The 18,563-nt window shown below is 58.6% G+C and carries 14 protein-coding genes and 1 tRNA gene; 5 read left to right on the top strand and 10 right to left on the bottom strand.

Translation table 11 applies throughout. From position 1 onward, the window contains the following. Positions 1-14 precede the first annotated feature (14 nt). Entirely contained in the window at positions 15-1,367 is a 1,353-nt protein-coding gene (locus tag PSR62_RS19040; RefSeq protein ID WP_274404593.1) for a tyrosine-type recombinase/integrase, read from the top strand. Here the strand turns inward: PSR62_RS19040 and PSR62_RS19045 are convergent. The 10 genes from PSR62_RS19045 to aroA form a co-directional block, all read right to left on the bottom strand. Continuing rightward, positions 1,343-1,414 (bottom strand) — tRNA-Gln (locus PSR62_RS19045). The genes PSR62_RS19040 and PSR62_RS19045 overlap by 25 nt on opposite strands. A gap of 155 nt (positions 1,415-1,569) precedes the next feature. Continuing rightward, positions 1,570-3,540: a BBP7 family outer membrane beta-barrel protein gene (locus PSR62_RS19050; RefSeq protein ID WP_274404594.1), complete on the bottom strand. Its 1,971-nt coding sequence runs from the start codon at positions 3,538-3,540 to the stop codon at positions 1,570-1,572. 499 nt (positions 3,541-4,039) lie between these two features. After that, a complete protein-coding gene (locus tag PSR62_RS19055; protein ID WP_274404595.1) occupies positions 4,040-5,605 on the bottom strand; it encodes an anti-sigma factor family protein in 1,566 nt (521 codons plus the stop codon). Next, positions 5,602-6,312, bottom strand: coding sequence for an RNA polymerase sigma factor (locus PSR62_RS19060; protein WP_338020226.1), 711 nt, complete (start codon positions 6,310-6,312; stop codon positions 5,602-5,604). The genes PSR62_RS19055 and PSR62_RS19060 overlap by 4 nt, the downstream gene beginning before the upstream one ends. Before the next feature lie 190 nt (positions 6,313-6,502). Then, positions 6,503-8,893, bottom strand: coding sequence for a protein kinase domain-containing protein (locus tag PSR62_RS19065; protein WP_274404597.1), 2,391 nt, complete (start codon positions 8,891-8,893; stop codon positions 6,503-6,505). Between the two features lie 617 nt (positions 8,894-9,510). Next, on the bottom strand, positions 9,511-10,500 hold the full coding sequence (locus PSR62_RS19070; RefSeq protein WP_274404598.1) for a ParB/RepB/Spo0J family partition protein: 990 nt from the start codon (positions 10,498-10,500) through the stop codon (positions 9,511-9,513). After that, the gene (locus tag PSR62_RS19075) at positions 10,493-11,218 is read right to left on the bottom strand and encodes a ParA family protein (RefSeq protein WP_443217298.1); all 726 of its coding nucleotides are present in this window, start codon (positions 11,216-11,218) and stop codon (positions 10,493-10,495) included. Before PSR62_RS19075 ends, PSR62_RS19070 begins: the two co-directional genes overlap by 8 nt. 512 nt (positions 11,219-11,730) lie before the next feature. Beyond that, positions 11,731-12,624: a hypothetical protein gene (locus tag PSR62_RS19080; RefSeq protein ID WP_274404600.1), complete on the bottom strand. Its 894-nt coding sequence runs from the start codon at positions 12,622-12,624 to the stop codon at positions 11,731-11,733. Positions 12,625-12,855: 231 nt separating this feature from the next. After that, positions 12,856-13,620, bottom strand: coding sequence for an N-formylglutamate amidohydrolase (locus PSR62_RS19085; RefSeq protein WP_274404601.1), 765 nt, complete (start codon positions 13,618-13,620; stop codon positions 12,856-12,858). A 16-nt stretch (positions 13,621-13,636) separates the two neighbouring features. After that, positions 13,637-15,028 carry a 3-phosphoshikimate 1-carboxyvinyltransferase gene (gene aroA / locus PSR62_RS19090; protein WP_274404603.1) on the bottom strand — a complete coding sequence of 464 codons (1,392 nt, stop codon included), beginning with the start codon at positions 15,026-15,028 and terminating at the stop codon, positions 13,637-13,639. Positions 15,029-15,109: 81 nt separating this feature from the next. On the opposite strand from aroA, the gene PSR62_RS19095 reads away from it, so the two are divergent. The 4 genes from PSR62_RS19095 (at position 15,110) to PSR62_RS19110 (ending at position 18,265) form a co-directional block, all read left to right on the top strand. Continuing rightward, positions 15,110-15,325 (top strand): hypothetical protein, encoded by a 216-nt coding sequence (locus tag PSR62_RS19095; protein WP_274404604.1) that lies wholly within the window; start codon positions 15,110-15,112, stop codon positions 15,323-15,325. Between the two features lie 372 nt (positions 15,326-15,697). Further along, the gene (locus PSR62_RS19100) at positions 15,698-16,168 is read left to right on the top strand and encodes a hypothetical protein (protein WP_274404605.1); all 471 of its coding nucleotides are present in this window, start codon (positions 15,698-15,700) and stop codon (positions 16,166-16,168) included. A gap of 36 nt (positions 16,169-16,204) precedes the next feature. Continuing rightward, entirely contained in the window at positions 16,205-17,167 is a 963-nt protein-coding gene (locus PSR62_RS19105; RefSeq protein ID WP_274404606.1) for a UPF0104 family protein, read from the top strand. Between the two features lie 381 nt (positions 17,168-17,548). Beyond that, the gene (locus PSR62_RS19110; RefSeq protein ID WP_274404607.1) at positions 17,549-18,265 is read left to right on the top strand and encodes a methionine-R-sulfoxide reductase; all 717 of its coding nucleotides are present in this window, start codon (positions 17,549-17,551) and stop codon (positions 18,263-18,265) included. The last annotated feature ends 298 nt before the right edge of the window (positions 18,266-18,563 follow it).

Consider the following 18,563-nt stretch of genomic DNA (forward strand, 5'->3'; position numbering starts at 1 on the left):
TGGAGATGAACACGATGGCAACAAGCCGTATTCGAGCCAAGGGAGTTGTCGAAATCCGTTACACCGATTGCAACGGAGAACGATGCAGCCTCTACCCTGGCAAAATCAACAAACGTGACACCGAGACCCTTTGCAGGCGAATCGAGCACATCGTTTCCAGACAAATCACGGGCGGTGACCCCGAGCCCGCGGTATCGCAATGGCTGGCCGACACTGCGGAACGGTCCTCCAAACTGTACGCGAAACTGGTCAAGGCTGGTTTGGCGTCCCCACGGATTGAATCCCGCGAACTGGAAGTCGAGCCGGAGGCGAAACAGACGCCAACAATTCAAGAGTGGACGAGGCGATTCATCGACAATCACAGTGGAAAGCCTGGCACCATTGAACAACTGGAAATCACTGCTCGCGCACTCTGCAAGGTTTTCGGTCCTGACCGACGAATCGACGAACTGACCCCCGGTGATGCGGAGGACTTCCGGAAGTGGTTGCAATCCAAAGGCAATGAGCGAAAGAAGTATCAAACCGGCTTGGCTCACAACACCGTGCGTCGACGCATTGGTCGCTCAAAAGAGATGTTTCGCGCCGCCGTGCGTCACGAACTGATTGAGAAGAATCCGTTTGCCGATGAAGTGGCCGCGACATCGGGGAATCCAGAACGTTTGGTTCTGGTGCCCGCGGATTGGATAGAAGCGTGCATTCGCAAAGCCCCATGCGAAGATTGGCGAATCATGCTGGCATTCGCTCGTTACGGTGGGATGCGGTCGCACGAGACGCGGATTCAGAAGTGGGAAGACATCGACCTACCCAACAACGTGATGTTGGTGCGGTCGCACAAGAATCCACCGGTGCGACGATGCCCAATCTTCCCCGAGCTGCGTGCTCACTTGATGCGAGCACGAGAGATGGCCCCCGAGGGCGCAATCTACGTTCAAACTCGTTACTCGCACGACGCCAACATCCTGACGACGTTGAACAAAATCATCACCCGAGCCGGTTTGGTGCCGTGGGAGAAACCAATGCAGAATTTGAGAGCGACACGGGAAACCGAATTGCTCGCTCACTATCCAGCGAAGGACGTTACAAGCTGGTTGGGCAATTCGCCAAAGGTCGCTCACGAACACTACGCCATGACGATGCAGGCGAGTTTCGACCGCGCGGTTGAATCCGGTGCCAGAATCGCCGGCGTGACCGCTGGGGTACCTGCGGAAAAGGTACCCCAAAAAGCACCCCAGACATTGCGGGACAAGCAGCACCATCGAGAAGACACAAAAAAAGCCGCCACGGAAAACCCGGCAAATGCCTGGGTATGTCTCGTGTCGGCTCTTGGTGACTTATCGTCAAGCTACCCCGCTAGGACTCGAACCTAGAATGGCTGGACCAAAACCAGCTGTGTTGCCAATTACACCACGGGGTAGTGGGGCGACTGAGCGGGAAGTTTAGCACGCGTTGCTTGGTTGCTAAAGAGGAGTCTGGCAGTTTCCAGCGGGTTCATTCCAGAATTTTTTTCGAGTGCTCGAACACACCGATTTTGCCGGATTTGCCCTGCGTTTCCCCCTCTCCCTGCCCGCCTCAGAAGGGGTGAACGACTCCAAAAGTGATCCCGTGTGCCAGCAAATCGTTGTAGGTTCCCTCTGGATCTGGACGACGACTGCCCTCGAAACCGCCAATCGAAAGATCACTCCGATTCAACAACGGGTCGATCTGTTCCGCTGCTCGCATCACCCGACTGAGATACAGAAACTGGTATCCAATCGTGACGTCCCAGTCGTTCCAAAAGTGACGGGTCACGGAAAGCTGGATTTCAGGGGCGACCGCCAGCTCGTCGAACTCACGCACCCCTGAATTGGTGGATCGAACCAGCAACCCAGTGTTGGATCGGCTGGTGATCACACCGCCGCCGGCCTGCGGTTCGCTGCGAAGCGAGGATCCTGAGGCGGCAACGCTGCTGTGCATCACCCCAATCCCCAGTTGGACTTGTGTGTTGAGGGACCAAACATCACCCGATGTGGTCGACCGAATTCCCATGGTCGCGCCGTGAAAACGATTCTCCACCGAGAAGTTGTCGGTTTGTTCCAACAGCGTCCCAGCGTCGACCCCGCCTCCGTCGACCAAGTAACGTCGTTCATCATGGATCGCCAAGCGATCGTCCAGCTGCAAAAAGCGGTAACCCACAAAGGATTCCATTTCCCGCCCACGTTGGTTGATCAACAAAGCGCGAACCAACGCATCGGCTCCCCCAAATTCAGTCGACGAGTCGACTGAGATGTTGCCTCTCAGTTCATTGTTGAAGTGGATGAGGTCTGCCGTTTCTCCGTTGTCCGTGCCGCCTGGCGTCACGTCGACATACGGTCGCGCCAAAATCGAGTACTGCGAACCGTCCGCAGAGAACTGCTGGGAGATTTCATCCGAGAAGAGCACTGATCCAGAGATCGCCAATCCCGTGTCGCCGAGATAACGCCCCATCTCGACCCGACCGGCTGAACGTCCTTCGTCACCCAGCATGCCACCGTAAATCGTTTCGGTGCCCAACTGGCCAATCGTCCCCGCCACATCGCGAGCGGTTCCGGCTCGGCCAGTCGTGACCAGAGAAGGCGCATTTTGTCCGTCGACCCAAAGGTGCATGTAATCCGCCCGAATCCAAAGATCGCGGAGCGGATCCGACAAGGCATACGCCAACACTCGAACGCGGGCGTCGATCCGATCGTCGCATGCGCCCACGCAATTGCCACCGCATTCATCGCACGCTGGTGAGTGTCCCTGTGAATGTCCCTGAAAAGCCCCCTCCATCAACACGCTCTCGTCGCCAACGTAGGTTTCCCCCATCTCGCCGGCGTAGACTTCGTTTTCCCCGATCCACTCGCCCTCGACCACGCTTCCGTCGAGAAGTTGGCCATCGACTGTGCGTGGCACAAAATCGTTCACCCGAGCTTGCGCGGTTCGAGCGGGAATGGAAAGCGTCCCCGGCAATGGTTGCCCGACCCTGACAGGGGCAGGCTGGGAACCGTAGTAATACTCACCTTCTTCCAATTCGCTGGGAATCGGATTGCCGTCGGCATCGAGGATTTCAACGCTGGTGATTTCCCCCGGTGTTTCGAATTGCGGCAGCCCATCCGTTCCTGGAATCACCACTCGCCCGTCAGCGGGCAACTTCACGCGAGCCGATCGACTGACACTGGACTGAACGTGCTGGACCTGTGACACCGCTGGGCTGGTGGCGTCCTCATCGGAGTCATTGAACGCAGCGTGATTGGGTTTGCCAATGTTGCGTTCAACGGGAATCCGCCGAGTCGATGTCCCGGAAGCTGTCGCATTTCGCTTGGTCGCAGCAACCGAAACCGGAGGCGTTTTGACACCGCCCTTGATTTCAGCTTCCGACTTCATCCCGAACCGAATGGGAAACGGAAAGAAGTTGGTCTTTGATTTTTCAGTGCTTGTCTGAGCCCAGCCGGAGGTCGGCAGGCTCGCGAATTGGATTGCCAAGCATGCGCCCAGCAACATGCGGTTGAATCCAAAGCGGCATCGTGTCCTGGTGTCGTTCATGTGCTTTCCAGCCTTCCGAGGTTCCGCGAGGAACCGTGAATTGCGAGACGATTGCGTCGTGTCAGCGGCAATCGCCGGTGCGTCGGCTTTCGGGGTAACAAACTTGAGCCGAAAAGATCAAGCCGGAAAGAATTTTGCCTGCCGGTGTTTCACGCGGGAGCGTGAGTTCGGATTGGGCCTCGCTCGCGAGCTTTCATTCGCGGATGACGAGTCGTTTACTGCGTCTACAAACTCAGGGCGACGGCTGGAACGGAAGTCGTCGAGCCCTTCGGTTTTCCAGCATCGCACGAAACACGGGATGAGTTTCGCGCCCCGAAACGTTTGCGATCAACGAAACTCGACACGCGTTTCGCTACACGAACATTGAGAGCGCTAAGCAGGTCGGCAGGAATGATCGGGCAAAACCATGTGAGCCGTTTGGGCGTTAGCCCCGGTTGTACGTGGGAGCAACGACGCTACCCAAAACATTCAAAATGCTGAAAGACTCCTGCCGAACTGCTTAGGGGCGCAGAAGCTGGTCGCGAACCTCTTCGGGCGGCAACAAATCGAGCAGCTCTCGCTCGTCAGCAGAGGCTTCCTGGTAAGCCTGTTGCAGTGTTTTCGATTCCGAATCCGGCCGACCACGACGCCGCAAGGCTTCCTCGGCCCAGTCACGGATGACCATCGAACGGAACCAGGCGTTGGTCGATACCGTGCGCAACAATTCCAAATCGTCTTGCGGCAACATCGTTTCGATTTGATGCAGCTCGCTCAACGACAACGGTGGCGACTCGGGACCTCGCCTCTTGTCCCCGGGTTGCTTTCGCCACCTGGAACCACCCACGATCGTATGGGCAATGAATTGAATTGCAAAGGAATCCTTGAAATCACGCCCACTCGAACGGCGAAACCAATTCATCATTCCTTCCGCTGCTGGGTCGTGGTCGTCCAACCGCTGCTGAACGATCTGCCGCATGGTGAACGCGATCCGTTCGATCGTCTCGTCGCTCAATCCTTTCGCGGTCACACGTCCGATGACGCTCATGGTTTCATGCACGCCTTCATCGATGGCTCGTTCACGGAGCTCGCCGGTTTGGTTTTCGATGGAGGCCAACGTGTCGCGACTGAGCTGTTCCTTCCAACGCGAATAAGCTCGGAGTGTGGTCAGCAACTGCTGCGAATCTTCCGCCTCGGCCACTTGCTTGGCTCGCTCTCGTGTGATGGAGCGAGCTTGCGGGGAGAGGTTGTTGAACGTGTCCCAACGTCGATACGCCGTCGCGCGTTGTTCCTCATCGAGCTCCGCAACGGCTTCAAGCAATTCATCGGTGCCGCCGTGCTGATCCACCAAGGATTCCAAGTCCTGGGTCGCGGATCGACTGGCGAGCGCAAACCACAACGGCGATTCCGCCAGATCTCGAACGAGCTCCAAGTCATCGGTGCTGGAATAGGCCTGGTGATCGATCGCGATCGGCAAATCCGCAATTTGGTTCTGGTACGAGACGGCTTGCCAGCGCCAGCTGATGAGAGAGGAAACGACCAAAGCCAGCGCACCAAATGCCAACAGACGGCGCGTCCACTTCTTCATCCGACGACGGGGCAGGGTGCCTGACCCCGAAACGCCATTGCCCGCGCCCACCGCCTCGATCCCCATGGAGGCTCGCGTGAGATCACGAACGACCATTTCCAAAGTGGTTTGGACCGAGTGTTCATCCACAACCGGAGTGGGCAAAACATCCAGCATGTCCCAACCACGTTGCAAACCTTGCAGACGCAAACGCAGCGATTCCTCACTGACCAAACGATCTTCGAGCTCCGCACGTTCCTTGCCGGAAAGCTCGCCGTCCAGGTAAGCAACCAATTGCTCGTCGTCGCGATCCAGCGGGACATCCCGAAGCGTCAGCTGATCCGGATCATTGTCCTGCACAGCACGCTTGCCCAGCACCGAACCATCGCTCCGCAATTGGGGGATTGCCATTGAGACGGTGTTGTCGCCAGCGGTTTGTGAGGTTTCGTTGGCGGATGAATCGTCGGATGCGCCAGCATCCGCTTTGAGTGGGTTGTCGAGAGGACGCTTGGGGTCATTCATGAAGGTTCCTCCTCGGCAAATTCACCGGCACGTTGATCCGCGGTTGGGTCCATTTTCAATGACGGCAATGACATCGCCGGGTCAAGCGTTCCGCCCAGTTGCCCCGATTCAATGTAGGGCGTCAGAGCTTCTTTCAAACTGACGCGAGCACGGCTGAGCAAGGACTTCACCGCCTTGGTGCTCAAGCTCATCGTTTCCGCAATTTCGACGTAGCTCATGTTTTCAAACCGAGACAGGATCAACGCCATTCGCTGGCGTTCATTCAACGAAGCGACAGCCGCTCGAACGATCGTGGCTCGTTCGTCGCCCTCGACCTGGCGTGTCGGCATCAAGCCGCTGCTGTCGACCGCCGCCACGGCCAAAAACGGCGCGTCGTCAGAATCATCGACGCCGCGTGGCGAATCGACTTCGCTGGTCTCATGCCGGCGTGCCGCGGTGCGTTTGGAATTGCGAGCGACATTGCCGGCGATGGTGAACAACCACGTCGAAAACTTGGCTCCCGGCGTGTAACTCTGGCGAGCACGATAGACCCGCATGAAGGTTTCCTGGGCCAAATCCTCCGCCAAGTCGCCTCGAGGTGCCAAGTGTTGCATCAACCGAACCAACCTTGCTTGGTAACGTCGAACCAGTTCCTCGAAGGCGCCCGCATCGTCCTCTTTCACGCGCAGCATCAACCGCACGTCAGGATCAGATTGCGTGTAACGCAGGACGGTGGACTGGGTCGGCGATGTCAGGGCACTGAGGGGAGAGGGGGGAAGAACGGAACAGAAAAAACTGGAACAGGGGAGCACAGGGCAGGGCGGTGACAAAAATGCTCTGAGCGGGTCTCCATCCATCCAAACGCTACCGGGGAGCGTGCTTCACTGGGGCCACCACAACAAACGCCCCCTTCATCACTCAGCCACCACCGGCAGCGGCGTGCTGCAAGATGCCATAAATTTCGATCACGTTGTCATCCGCATCAAACACCGGATTCCCACGTGTGAACAACTTTCGATACTTGCCTTGGTCATCACGATACCGGAACTTCAATTGGTACGAGGTCCCCTGAGTCAGGCTACGTTCAATGGCAACCTGGATTTTCTCACGGTCGTCCGGGTGAATCGAGGCGATGAAGTCGTTGTAATCCGGAGCCCCACGACTGACGTCTCGTCCGGTCACTCGGAACGCTTCTTCGGACCAACGAATCGCTTGGGATTGCAAAGCGAACGACCAACTACCCAACCCCGCCAACCGCTGAAGGTCTCGCAGACGTCGCCGAGAATATTCCAATTCGCGTTCCGCCGTCTTGCGGGCCGAGATATCCCGGACGGTCGACAACAGCATTTCTTCGCCGCCCAACTGAACGGTTCGCGAACTGATCAGGACATCGATCACGCCCGGCACCTGCGTCTGGCCCGTCTTGTCATCACAATGGGGTTCTTCCAACTGACTTTGCTTGTGCAAAAACTGCGTTTCAAAGTTGTCGATTTGCCCTTCGCGAGCGAGTTGCTCGATGAACGTTTCGCGTTTCTGGGGGCAGGCCCAGATCGACAACGACGTCATCTTTTGGCCAACAAGTTCTTCCTTGGCATAGCCCAGCAATTCCAAGCACGCCGTGTTGGCTTCCAGCACAACGCCATCTGACCAGCGGATCAACATCCCCGCGTCGGGCGAATGAGTGAACAAGGTCGAGTATTTGGCTTGGCTTTCACGCACTCGCTCACGACGGTCGCGTTGCTTGCGAACTCGCGCCGCCGCTTCGCTGTCGGATTGCCCGGCCGATTCATACAGCACCAGCGCCAAATCCAGGTCGCCTTGGGCGGTGGCGGTTCGGGCGAATTCCAACTGGGTGCTACGCAGCGTGTCGATCGCGCGACGATTGTCGGGCCAGATTTCAATGGCTTCGCGAAGCAGAGCATCGACGGCCGCGAAACGCTCGTACCGGTCCGCTCGCAAACCAGACGGAACGCTGTCCTTGCAAGCTTCCTCGGGAGACCCCAATTCACCGATCTCGGCCAGACGCCGTTTCGCACGACGAACCAAACGATCACTGGCCTCGTGAGAGCGGTGACCTTCAATCGCCTCGATCAATTCTTCTACGGAAGTGAACCGGTCCAGCGGATCGGTCGCCATCGCCTTCAGCGCGATTTGAATCAATTCCACCTCGGTGTCACCGAGGTGTTCAGGGATGGGCTCGATTTGGTTGTTCGCCGCAGCCCGAATGCAGGCCAGCAAACTCTTGCCATGGTGCGGCGGGAAACCCGCCACCACTCGAAACAAGATCGCCCCCAGCAAATAAATGTCGGTGGCATAGGTGATGCCAAACAGATCACCGGCTGCCAGTTCCGGAGCCATGTAGGCTGGCGTTCCCCCAATCGCGTGGTGCGAATCGGTGCTGGGAACCGCGGCCGTTGGCGTCAACGAACTCTTGCTGAGGGCCAATCCCCAGTCCGCCACCAGGACTTCGCCGAAGCGTCCCAGCATCACGTTCTCGGGTTTCAAATCGCGATGAACGAGGCCTCGCGAATGCGCGTAACGAATAGCATCGGCAACTCGCAGCAAAATATTGAGGTTTTTCTCCAAAGAAAGCGTGTCGATCTGCTGGTCCCAACTCGCGCCATCGACCCGCTTCATTGAGTAGAAGAGCTGGCCTTCATCATCAATGCACAGATCATGCAGCGCGATCACGTTGGGATGGTCCAAAGCACCAATCACGCGGGCCTCGGCCAAGAAGCGTCCCCGCGAGGACGCATCCGTTGCCAGCTCCCGCCGCAAGACTTTGATGGCAACCTCACGATCGATCGCGCGCTGGTGGGCTTGATAGACGATCCCCGTCCCACCACTTCCCAGTGTTCCCACCAACCGATACTCGACATCCTTCATGGATGCACAATCCGCCTTGGTCGGATCGGAACTCAACATCGCAACGCGTCGCGGCGGCAGGAACCCTTCACAGTCCGAGGTCGCGGGCTGATGCTTGAGATCGCCGGCCGCTGACTCGCTAGCACCCATCAGCAGATTTCCGGTTGGCGCGGGCCCCCCATCGCTGGCGTCACCATCGACCGAACCTGTGGCCTCGATCGTTTGAGCCAAGTCCGCTGCGTCGGCATCACCTTCGGCGGTCAATCGGGGCATCGCGATGTGCGGAGCGTGAGCCCAACTGGGATGCTGCAACACACCCGCAGACGCCCCTCCCTTGGCGATCGCGTCCAACGACAGCGTGAGCGTCTGCGAATCGGCAGGCATCTCCGCCAAACGCTTGGACAAAGCGGCATCAACTTCAATCGTTTCAATCAGGCTGGACATCAACACGTCCGAAGAGGGCGAACATCCGCGAATGAGCTGGCCACACTTGCCGAAATTCGCGCACCTCATTTTAGACGCCGGGCTACGGCGAACGTAGGCCCAAGAGCCGAATTCAGCTCGGCATACCCAGAATTCAGCCATCCAGGCCCGATAACTTTGCCTGGACGGAGCGACCGCTCGGGGGAGCACATGCCCACGCCACGGCCGCCAAGTTCTTCTTCCATTTGTCCTGGCTCCCCGCGCCCCGCATCGGAGAGACGGGCTTGAGGGTGAGGGGCAAACGAACACTAAAAAAAGCACGAAGCCCCCGTCCGGATAGCTCCCTCACACCCGACCCCGCTCCCCCGCGACGCGCGGTGGAGAAGGGAGACTGATTGTTTTGCCGGTGCTTGCTGGGAAGAAAAATGGCATCCGCGATCAGAGCGTCAACACCAATCGTTTCGCAGCCCAGGCGAAGGGCCCAACCGACGGAACCTCGACGTCCACCCCAAACCAGAACTCGATGGGCGCATAAAAAAACCGACGTGATGGCAGATTGAATCTGCAACACCACGCCGGCCAGGTGAATCTCGAATTGCTAACCAGCTCGCTGAGCAAGCCCGTTCAGCCAGCTCTCATCAGCCCGCCACGCGAAGCTGAGGTCGGTTGACGGCGCCCAGCAGACCGCGAATGCGTTCGAACTCTTCCGCGTCACTGAAGTGAATCGTGATCTTGCCGCGACTGCGAGCCGAGGCTTTGATCTCGACCTTGGTGCCGAACACCATTCGCATCTCTTGCTGCATCGCTTCGATGTGCGGAGGAACAGGCTTGCGTTTTTGGCGTGAGACGTTGGTGACCTTGAGACCCGTTTCGCAGTCCTCTTCGGCACGAAGCAGTTCCGCCACACCGGTCTCGGTTTTGCGAACGCTCCATCCTTCTTCCAGGATCTTCTTGGCCGTGACCACTTGCACTTCAACTTCACCGATCGGCAGCAACGCTCGAGCGTGCCCCGCGGTCAACTCGCCGCTGGTCACCATCTCGACGATTGGCTGAGGCAGTTCCAGCAAACGCATCAAGTTGGCGATCGTGCTCCGGTCGATGCTCAATCGGCGAGCCAGGTCGTCCTGTTTGCATTTGTGCTCATCGATGTAGCGTTTGAACGACATCGCTTTTTCGATCGCGTTCAAGTCCTTGCGTTGCAAGTTCTCGATGATGGCGAGCTCAGCGACCAAACGGTCGTCGGCTTCCCGAACTTCGGCGCGGATGGTTTTCAAACCCGCGTGAATGGTCGCACGCAAGCGTCGCTCACCGCTGATCAGCTGGTAGCGACCGTCCACGATCCGAACCAAGATGGGTTGCAACTGCTGGTGGTTCTTGATCGATTCGGCCAGCGAAGCAATCTCGTCGGGATTGAATTCGCGACGCGGCTGGAACGGGTTGGCTTCGACCGAGTCGATCGGCAACTCGAGCGACTGGATGCCTGGCTTGGGCGCATCGTTGGTTTCGCCCGGTGGCACGATGTCGTCCATCGGCTCACCCAACAAAGCAGCCAATCCTTTTCCGAGGCGGCGGTCTTTGCCAGCGGGTGCTTTGCCGGGGTTGGTTCGATTGGTTGTCGCGTTAGTCACGTTGCAGTACCTCCATGCACAGTTGGGTATAAGCGAACGCGCCGCGACTTCGCGGGGCGTACTGGAAAACGGTTTGGCCGTGACTAGGGGCTTCGCACAGTGCGACATCCCGGGGCACGACACTTTCAAAAACAATGTCGCCAAAGAAGTCACGGACCTCTTCGTCAACTTCTCGAGTCAGTTCAAGCGATTCGTCGTACATCGTCAGCAAGATCCCGCCGAACGTCAGCCGACCATCGGTGGCGGTAATGACCTTCTTGATCGTTCCAATCAGCTGCGTGACGCCGACCATCGCGAAGTACTCGCACTGAATCGGAATCAAGACTTCGGTGCTGGCGGTCAGCGCCGTTTCCGTCATGGCACCCGCACTGGGCGGGCAATCGATCAAGATGTATTCGTACTCGCTCATCACGCTATCGAGATGCTTGCGAACCCGAGCGGTCGAACGATCGCCGGTTTCTGCAAGCACATCCGCGTCATGGAAAGAACGGCTGCCGGGCAACAAGCCTAAATGCGGCACTTCGGTTTCGACGATCGAATCGGGCAGCGATTCGGTTCCCGTCAACCCATGATGTGCAGCAGGCGAATGGCCCAAAGCAGACGTGGCGTTGCACTGCGGGTCGATGTCGACCAACAAGGTTTTCTTGCCAGACATGGCCAGGGCGGCGGAGAGGTTGACCGAAGTGGTGGTCTTCCCGACGCCTCCTTTCTGGTTCACGATTGACAAGATCTTGGCCACGTTCCATGCATCCGAAAGAGATGAATCACATTGCCGGCAAGTCCGTTTGCCGACCACCAAGGAACACCTTGGACAAGCGGGAAACTAGGTGAAACAAAGCTCGCGAAACAAGACTGGTTTCATAAGAAACCGGGCTTGACTTGCTCAGCCTGTTTCTGCCTCCACGAGTTTCGTGTGAAATTGGGCAGATGACAAAGCGTCGGGGCCCCGAGAAATGCGAAAAGCGGCATGTCAGCCCGCAGCACCAACCAGGGTTTGCACGATCCGCTCGCGAACCTCCCGAGCTGTAATGGCTGCGGACGGCAGAGAGCGATGGCTCATTCGTTCTGCAATTCATCCCAGGGGCGATGCCCCTGGCGACGATGAAGTCGGCCCCGGCCCAACCACGAGAAGTGCAAACTCAGGACTGGAAGCTCCGACGGGGATGGCGGGCCGGGATTGATCGCGGGGATCGTTGCAGCGATCCACGCCCCTGGCCCTGGACGTCCCATTCACTCCGGTTGCCGAATCCAGTGGCGTTGGCGTTCCATCACACTGGGGGCGGCAGGCATCGCAGGCATTTCGACTTCCGGGATCCGGAACGAACGTGAACGAGTCGACTCCTGCGGCGGAGGCTGACGTTGCAAATCCACCGTCGGCGGACGAAGGACTTGCTGCCGTGCATCGGGTCGCAACTGAGAACCAGGCACCGAACTGGCCAACTGCGCCGGCGTCGACTCTTCACGCAGGTCAGGATTGGATGCCAAATTCGCGGAGGCAGACGTGGTAGGTCGCGCCGCGATCTGCCCACCGCCCGATGACAACGGCCCCGAAGACACAGAGCCCGAAGACACAGAGCCCGAAGACACAGAGCCCGAAGACACAGAACCCTGCACCCGGGCTTCCGCCTTGCCAATCGGAGGCATCGACCGCTGCCGAGGCAGGGGATTGGATGGCGATCCCGCCAGGGCGTTGTACCGCTCGTCAGGGAAGTGAGGGCTACTGAGCGGCACGGCCAAATCGTCATACGTCAGCGGCAAACGCGAATCACGACGGGAACGAGCGGCCTGCTCGGTCGGAATGGCCCCCGGACCTGTCGAAACGAAATCGTCGGCGCGTGACGGAGCCGCATAACCCTGGCTGGGTGGATCAGGGGCTCGATGATTCGGCCAGCCTGTGGAATGCGTTTGTGCCGAAAAGGACGCTGCCTGCCCGGCCCCAGTGGTTCCCGAATCCCAAGGTGGGGTCAGCGGATCGGAAGTGGCGATCGCGAACGGAGCCGACGTCGGCCCGGTGGCCAACGCATTGGGATCGGAAGATTCGGGGTGCACCGCGTCGCGACGAAATGGAATCGCGGCGAGCAAGCCACCGACAACAATGATCGTGCCGAGGGTGAGATTTCGCATGAGAAGGACTCGAAGGCTGGGGGAAAAGAACAGTCCAGCTTCGTCCATGAAGGGGCACCGTCGATCGCTTCATGCGGATGCCTATCGAGTTGATCGGCAGCGAAAGTCGCCCTGCCCGCAAGAATTTCTTGGGCGACGAACGACCGCTGCAAACGAAAAGGTCACGAGCGAATAGCTTCAACGACCGGAACAAACCGACGTCAACAAGCTGGCGTTCGGTGGCGGATGGGATCACGCCGCTCGCTGAGTGGCCTCGGGGGTCACATCACGGATCGCTCTCGCCAATGATCGCAACACCTCCCCGCGGCGCCGAACCGGGCGAGCCGCCCAGGCCCGGTTCAGAACAAGCTCCACGCCCAGATAGTGCACGTCGTGGAAATGCTTTCGCATCGCCTTGGTCAACGAATCATTCGTGCCGCGGCCCGGATGATTGCGGCGGACACGCAAATCAGGCATCGCGAAATACAGCTCGTCGGACAGGTCCAGGCACCAATCCAGCTCGTCACGGCGACCAGGATCGTACAGCAAACCAACATCACCTCGCTGCCACTGGCCGGAGGTCGCCCGCGCTGCGAACGTGCGAACGGACAAATGCACGACGTAGGGCTGCTGCAGCAACATCTCGCTGATCTGCCGCCGCACCGCATCTCGATAGGGCGTGCGGACCTCCGCCAAAATCGCTTTGCGAACCTGCGCCGACAACTTTCGGATCGACGGCCCAAAGAGATGGCGGTGATGGACAGATCGCCCCACATCGACCAAGTCCGCCCGACACGGATTTGCTATCAAATCACACCCGGCATGTTCGGCGATCATCCGCGAGGCAAAGCCAGCGTCACGGTCAATCAGCGGCGGAGACAATCGGGACTGGTCCTCGTCACTGAGAACCGATGCCGTGCCAGGAAGATCCCCCGGCCACCCCGCGTGAGCAAGCAGCTCGCGCAGTGATTCTGGGATCCGGTCGCCACCGGTGTCGCAGGTCACTAAGAGAGCCATCCTCGTTCCCCCGCAACTATTCCGCGGTCCAGTGGTGAGCCCGACCGATCAACTGCTCCAGATCCGCCCAGTAATTGGGATAGGTCTTTCCAGTGCAGGCAGGGTTCTCGATTTCAATGCCGCCCAACCGCAGTCCAGCCAACGAAAAGCTCATCGCCATCCGGTGATCATGGTAGGTGTTCAGCCGCACGGGATTGGCCTCACTGACCACAGGATCGCTCAGCGGATGAATGGTCATCCCGTCTTCGTGCTCTTGGATCGTCGCCCCCAGCTTGCGAAGTTCGCAGGCCAAATCGCCGATCCGATCCGTCTCTTTGAAACGATTGTGAGCCACGCCACGGACACGGGTTGGCGAGCTGGCAAACAGCGCGACCATCGCCAGGGTTTGCACGGTGTCGCTGATGGCGTTCATGTCCACGTCGACGCCACGGGGCTTTCCGCCGGGCAATTCCGTCGCGATGACGCGAATGGAATCGTCCCTTTCTTCGATCTGGCACCCCATCATTTCCAGGACATCCACGAAGGACACGTCCCCTTGGGTCGCTGCTCGACTGAGCCCCTTCACCGTGACATCGCCGCCCGAAATTGCCGCCGCTGCCCAGAAATAACTGGCTGCTGAAGCATCCGGTTCGATGTCCCATCCGATCGAGTCGTACTCGCCACGGATCTGAACCAGCACATCCCCCTCGGCGGATGTTGGCCACTGCAATTCCACCTCCGCACCGAAAACCTGCATCGCGTCGGCGGTCATCTCCACGTAGGGACGGGAGACCAACTCGCCAACGACTCGGATCGTCACGGGCTGCCCAGACTGACGACTGGCCAGCGGAGCCGCCATCATCAAACCACTGAGATACTGGCTGCTGACACTGCCCCCCACCTGCAGCTCGTGCTTATCCCAACCAGCGGTCAGGATATGAACGGGGGGGCACCCGCCTTCTGAGACCGCTTCGATGCGGCCATTCACGACTGGCGAAAGTGCGTCGATCAAGTCACCGATGGGACGCTCGTGCATCCGCGGGACGCCCGACAAAATGTAGTTGCCGCCGAGAGCCGAGAGGGCGGCGGTCAAGAATCGGATGGTGGTTCCGCTGTTGGCAATGAACAGTTCAGACGGCACCGCGGATTCGGGAGCCGCATCGATGCCGGTGACGACGAGGGTTCGCCCCGCATCGAGTGATTCAATCTCCACCCCAATTTTGCGGAGCGAGTCGGTCATCACGTGCGTGTCTTCGCTGACCAACGCGCCGCTGAGCTGGCTGGTCCCGCTGCCAAACGCCGCCATCAACAGGGCTCGATTGGTCAGGCTTTTGCTACCAGGAGGTCGAATTGAACCGCGAACGGGGCCACCGGGAATGACTCGGACGGTGGCAATGGCGTTGGACGGCAATTCGGTGATCGAGTTCATGAACCGGCTAAGGAGGTTTGCTCAGGTGAGGACGAGGTCCGGGGTGGATGCTGCCCGGGAATCCAAAGGGATCCAACAATCATGACCGCCAAGGTGACCGTGTGGATCAACCAAGTGGGTTCGCTAGTGGTCACGGTGCGGGCAGTGATCACACTCATGATAACCAATAATGCCAAAAAGCGACGCTCGGCACGACGCGCCGCAGCCCCAACCGACAATTTACTGACCATCAACATGATCAAGGCAATCAAGGGCAAACCAATCGCACTGGTGGCGGTCGCCAAAAAAATTAACTGAGGCATCACTGGCATCCTGCGTGAAGCGGAACAAAAAGAAGAGACCGGAAAAGAGCGTTCCTTGCTCGCCGGGAAAGCTCTTGTCACATTTTTGCCCCGGCTCGCGGAAGAGCGAACTTGAGCGGAACTTCCAATTTTCGGACGGAAAATTCCATCCAATCGAAATAATCGACAAAACCTCCCCAAATTACCTCACCCGAACTCAGAGGAATTCCGATAGAGGATGGCGGAGGGCTTTGTGCCTGGACGTTTTCGCAAATCGCTTGCCAATCGTCGAGTTCAAGCCCCGGGAAATGGGCCTCGAACGCAATTGTTTCTGGCCGCCCGCCTTCCCACCTGTCACAATCTCCCCCCTTTCACTTCCCGATCCCACATGTCCGCTCGAAGAATCGCCTCCGCCGCTTTTTCGCTGATCTTGCTGGTCACCCTGGTGGTCCCGTCGATCGGCTGCCGCTTGTGCGCCGATTGCGACTTGGACGCCTACCCAGCCTACGGCGGCGCCTGGGAGAGAACGCTCCGCGACACCGGACGCGTTGGCAGCGTGTTTGATCCCGCTGGCGCCCGAGCCGCTGACCTGGAAGCCCGAACGGATCCCGAAGCGGCCGATCGTCACATTCGCGGCCGGTCCCGGTACGACAACGAGAGCACGGCTGATTCCGGGGAGGATCGTCAAAAGAAGTCCGCGGACGAGCAACGCAAGCTTGACGACGAGACTCGCGACAACGACAAAACCCAAGAACAGCAAGATGCTGACCTTCAAGAACTGGAAAAACGTCTGGAGGGCCTGGATTTGCAAGACATCCGTTACGTTGAACCTCGCGAAAACCAATCGAGTTGGAACTAGCGACTTTCGGCCGTCCCCCCCAAAGAGCCACCCGGCGTGAAATTCGATCCCCGCAAGCTTGTCGGCCCGTTGATGGCGCTGTTGCTGTTCGGCTTGGCCGTGCGGCTGCTGATCGGCGAAGCTCATAAAGTCTCCTGGGATGACTTTGTCGCTGGCTTGACCGGCGTCCCAACCGCCTACCTGGTGATTGCCACCTTCCTGGTGGCGCTGAACTACGGCCTGCTGATCTGCTACGACATCTTGGCACTTCGGTATGTCTGCCGAGCACTGCCGCTGCGACGAGTCTCTCTGGTCGCTTTTTTAGGGTATGCCCTGGGAAACAACCTGGGCACGCTGCTGGCGGCGGCCCCGATCCGGTACCGCTTCTATCATCGCTGGGGGCTCACCCACAGACAAATTGTGGCCCTGATGAGCGTGCTGGCCCTGACATTCTGGTCGGGCGTCTGCGTGCTAGGCGGTGTCGTTCTGGTCCTGCACCCGATCGAACTGCCAGCCAAATTCGACCTGCCCTTTGGGGTCCGAACGCTTGGAGCGATCCTGCTTTCGATCGCCGTTTTTTATGCAGGCATCTGCCTGGTTTGGCGAAAACCGTGGCCGATTGGCAAACTGCACCTGCGCCCGCCAAGCCTAGGACTGGCCACCGCTCAGGCCTCCGTCGCGATTGTCGACCTGACGATTTCCGCGACCGCACTTTACCTGGTGATGCCCGGTGACGCGGTGGTGCCGTTTCCCACCGTCCTGGCTGCGTACCTGGTCGGAATCACCGTTTCCCTGATCACCCAGGTCCCCGGTGGCCTCGGCGTGTTGGAATTGATCCTCTGGACGCTGCTCAAAGACACGGTCGGAAAACCCGTGCTCGCCTCCGTTTTGATCTTCCGAGTGATCTACTATATTTTGCCACTCCTGGTAGGGATGATCGTCCTGGTCGCTCACGAGATCTACAGCGGCGCGATGGAAGCTCGCCATGACGCGGAAACGTTCGACTCAACAACAGTTTGACCGCTAGCCGCCACTTGTTGGTGGATCAGCATCGGAATCGATCGGAACAACCGCCCGTCACCGGAAGCCCGTCATCCGCCGCCCTCTCATCGGCGAGAATGCTTGATCAGGGGCGTCGGAGCCCCCAACTCGGCACCTCAAGAGGCTCGATTCCGCCGCTCCGCAATCAACCGAAATTCGTCCGGAAGAATTGAAATCCATTTTCCGGTTTGCGACGTACTACGATTCGGTAAAATAGATTGCAGGTACAGCCGTCGTTTTCGCAATTTGCTGCTTCCATGGATAGATCCGCTGGTTTTCCCGCGGGTTTTCATTGACTGGACGGTTCCAAGCTCCCTACCCTGCCTCCGCTCCACCTTCTTTCGACTCAAAGGCCGAACGATGCCCCTGCTCTCAAAGCCTGTTTGGAAAAAGTGCTTCGCCCTCACCGCTGCCGGTGTCTTGCTTTTCGTGACCAATGGCTGTGGTGGCCCGATGGCATCCATCAACGCGGATGATTCCACCACGACGAAGACCGGCGAGCCCGATGACGTTGCGGTTGAAACGGTCAAGCAAGACGACTCTGCCAAAAAGCCCGCTGTCTCGGCCAAGACATCTGCCTTCCAAATGCCCTCCAACCGATTTGAGCTGAACATGGATTCGAGCCCGTTCAATCCGCTGACCGAAGCCGAAGCCTACGTGATCCTGCAAAAGGGCACCGAACCACCAGGAGACGGTGGCTACACGTTGACCAAAGATCCCGGCACGTACATCTGCAAACGCTGCAACACGCCGCTGTATCACGCCAAAGACAAATTTGTCAGCCACTGTGGCTGGCCCAGCTTCGATGATGAAATCGAAGGTTCCGTGAAACGCAATCGAGACGCCGATGGACGCCGGATCGAAATTGTCTGTGCGAACTGCGGCGGCCACCTCGGCCATGTTTTCCACGGAGAACGCTTGACGGCTAAAAACACTCGCCACTGCGTGAACTCCATCTCGATGAAGTTCATTCCGGAAGGCAAGGAAATGCCCAAGCCAATCAAAGCGACCGACGTGAAGAAAGAAGAGAAGGCGATCAAGCCGAAAGCGACGGACGCCAAGCCTTCCGCCGAGTGAGCATTGGCAGAGTCGAACATTTGCCCCAAATGTTTGCGTGCCCAGTTCATTGTCGTCGAGCAGCGTGACACGAACGGTTGAAAGGGAACACGGTCGCAAGAAGGCCTGGTGGATCAAGACTGCCCAGCGGAACAGATAACGACAACGGTTCGACTCTGACTCCGCTCTCAAAACGAAGCTGAACGAGAGTAGAACATTTGTCCCCAAATGTTTGCATGCCCGGTTCATTGTCGTCGAGCAGCGTGACACGAACGGTTGAAAGGGAACACGGTCGCAAGAAGGCCTGGTGGATCAAGAC

Source organism: Rhodopirellula sp. P2, assembly GCF_028768465.1.
In the GTDB taxonomy this organism is placed as follows: Bacteria; Planctomycetota; Planctomycetia; order Pirellulales; family Pirellulaceae; genus Rhodopirellula.

Bases quoted from the DNA above. Each gene is read 5' to 3' on its own strand.
- PSR62_RS19040 (WP_274404593.1), top strand. From the start codon at position 15: ATGGCAACAAGCCGTATTCGAGCCAAGGGAGTTGTCGAAATCCGTTAC.
- PSR62_RS19050 (WP_274404594.1), bottom strand. From the start codon at position 3,540: ATGAACGACACCAGGACACGATGCCGCTTTGGATTCAACCGCATGTTG.
- PSR62_RS19055 (WP_274404595.1), bottom strand. From the start codon at position 5,605: ATGAATGACCCCAAGCGTCCTCTCGACAACCCACTCAAAGCGGATGCT.
- PSR62_RS19065 (WP_274404597.1), bottom strand. From the start codon at position 8,893: ATGTCCAGCCTGATTGAAACGATTGAAGTTGATGCCGCTTTGTCCAAG.
- PSR62_RS19080 (WP_274404600.1), bottom strand. From the start codon at position 12,624: ATGCGAAATCTCACCCTCGGCACGATCATTGTTGTCGGTGGCTTGCTC.
- PSR62_RS19085 (WP_274404601.1), bottom strand. From the start codon at position 13,620: ATGGCTCTCTTAGTGACCTGCGACACCGGTGGCGACCGGATCCCAGAA.
- aroA (WP_274404603.1), bottom strand. From the start codon at position 15,028: ATGAACTCGATCACCGAATTGCCGTCCAACGCCATTGCCACCGTCCGA.
- PSR62_RS19095 (WP_274404604.1), top strand. From the start codon at position 15,110: ATGACCGCCAAGGTGACCGTGTGGATCAACCAAGTGGGTTCGCTAGTG.
- PSR62_RS19100 (WP_274404605.1), top strand. From the start codon at position 15,698: ATGTCCGCTCGAAGAATCGCCTCCGCCGCTTTTTCGCTGATCTTGCTG.
- PSR62_RS19110 (WP_274404607.1), top strand. From the start codon at position 17,549: ATGCCCCTGCTCTCAAAGCCTGTTTGGAAAAAGTGCTTCGCCCTCACC.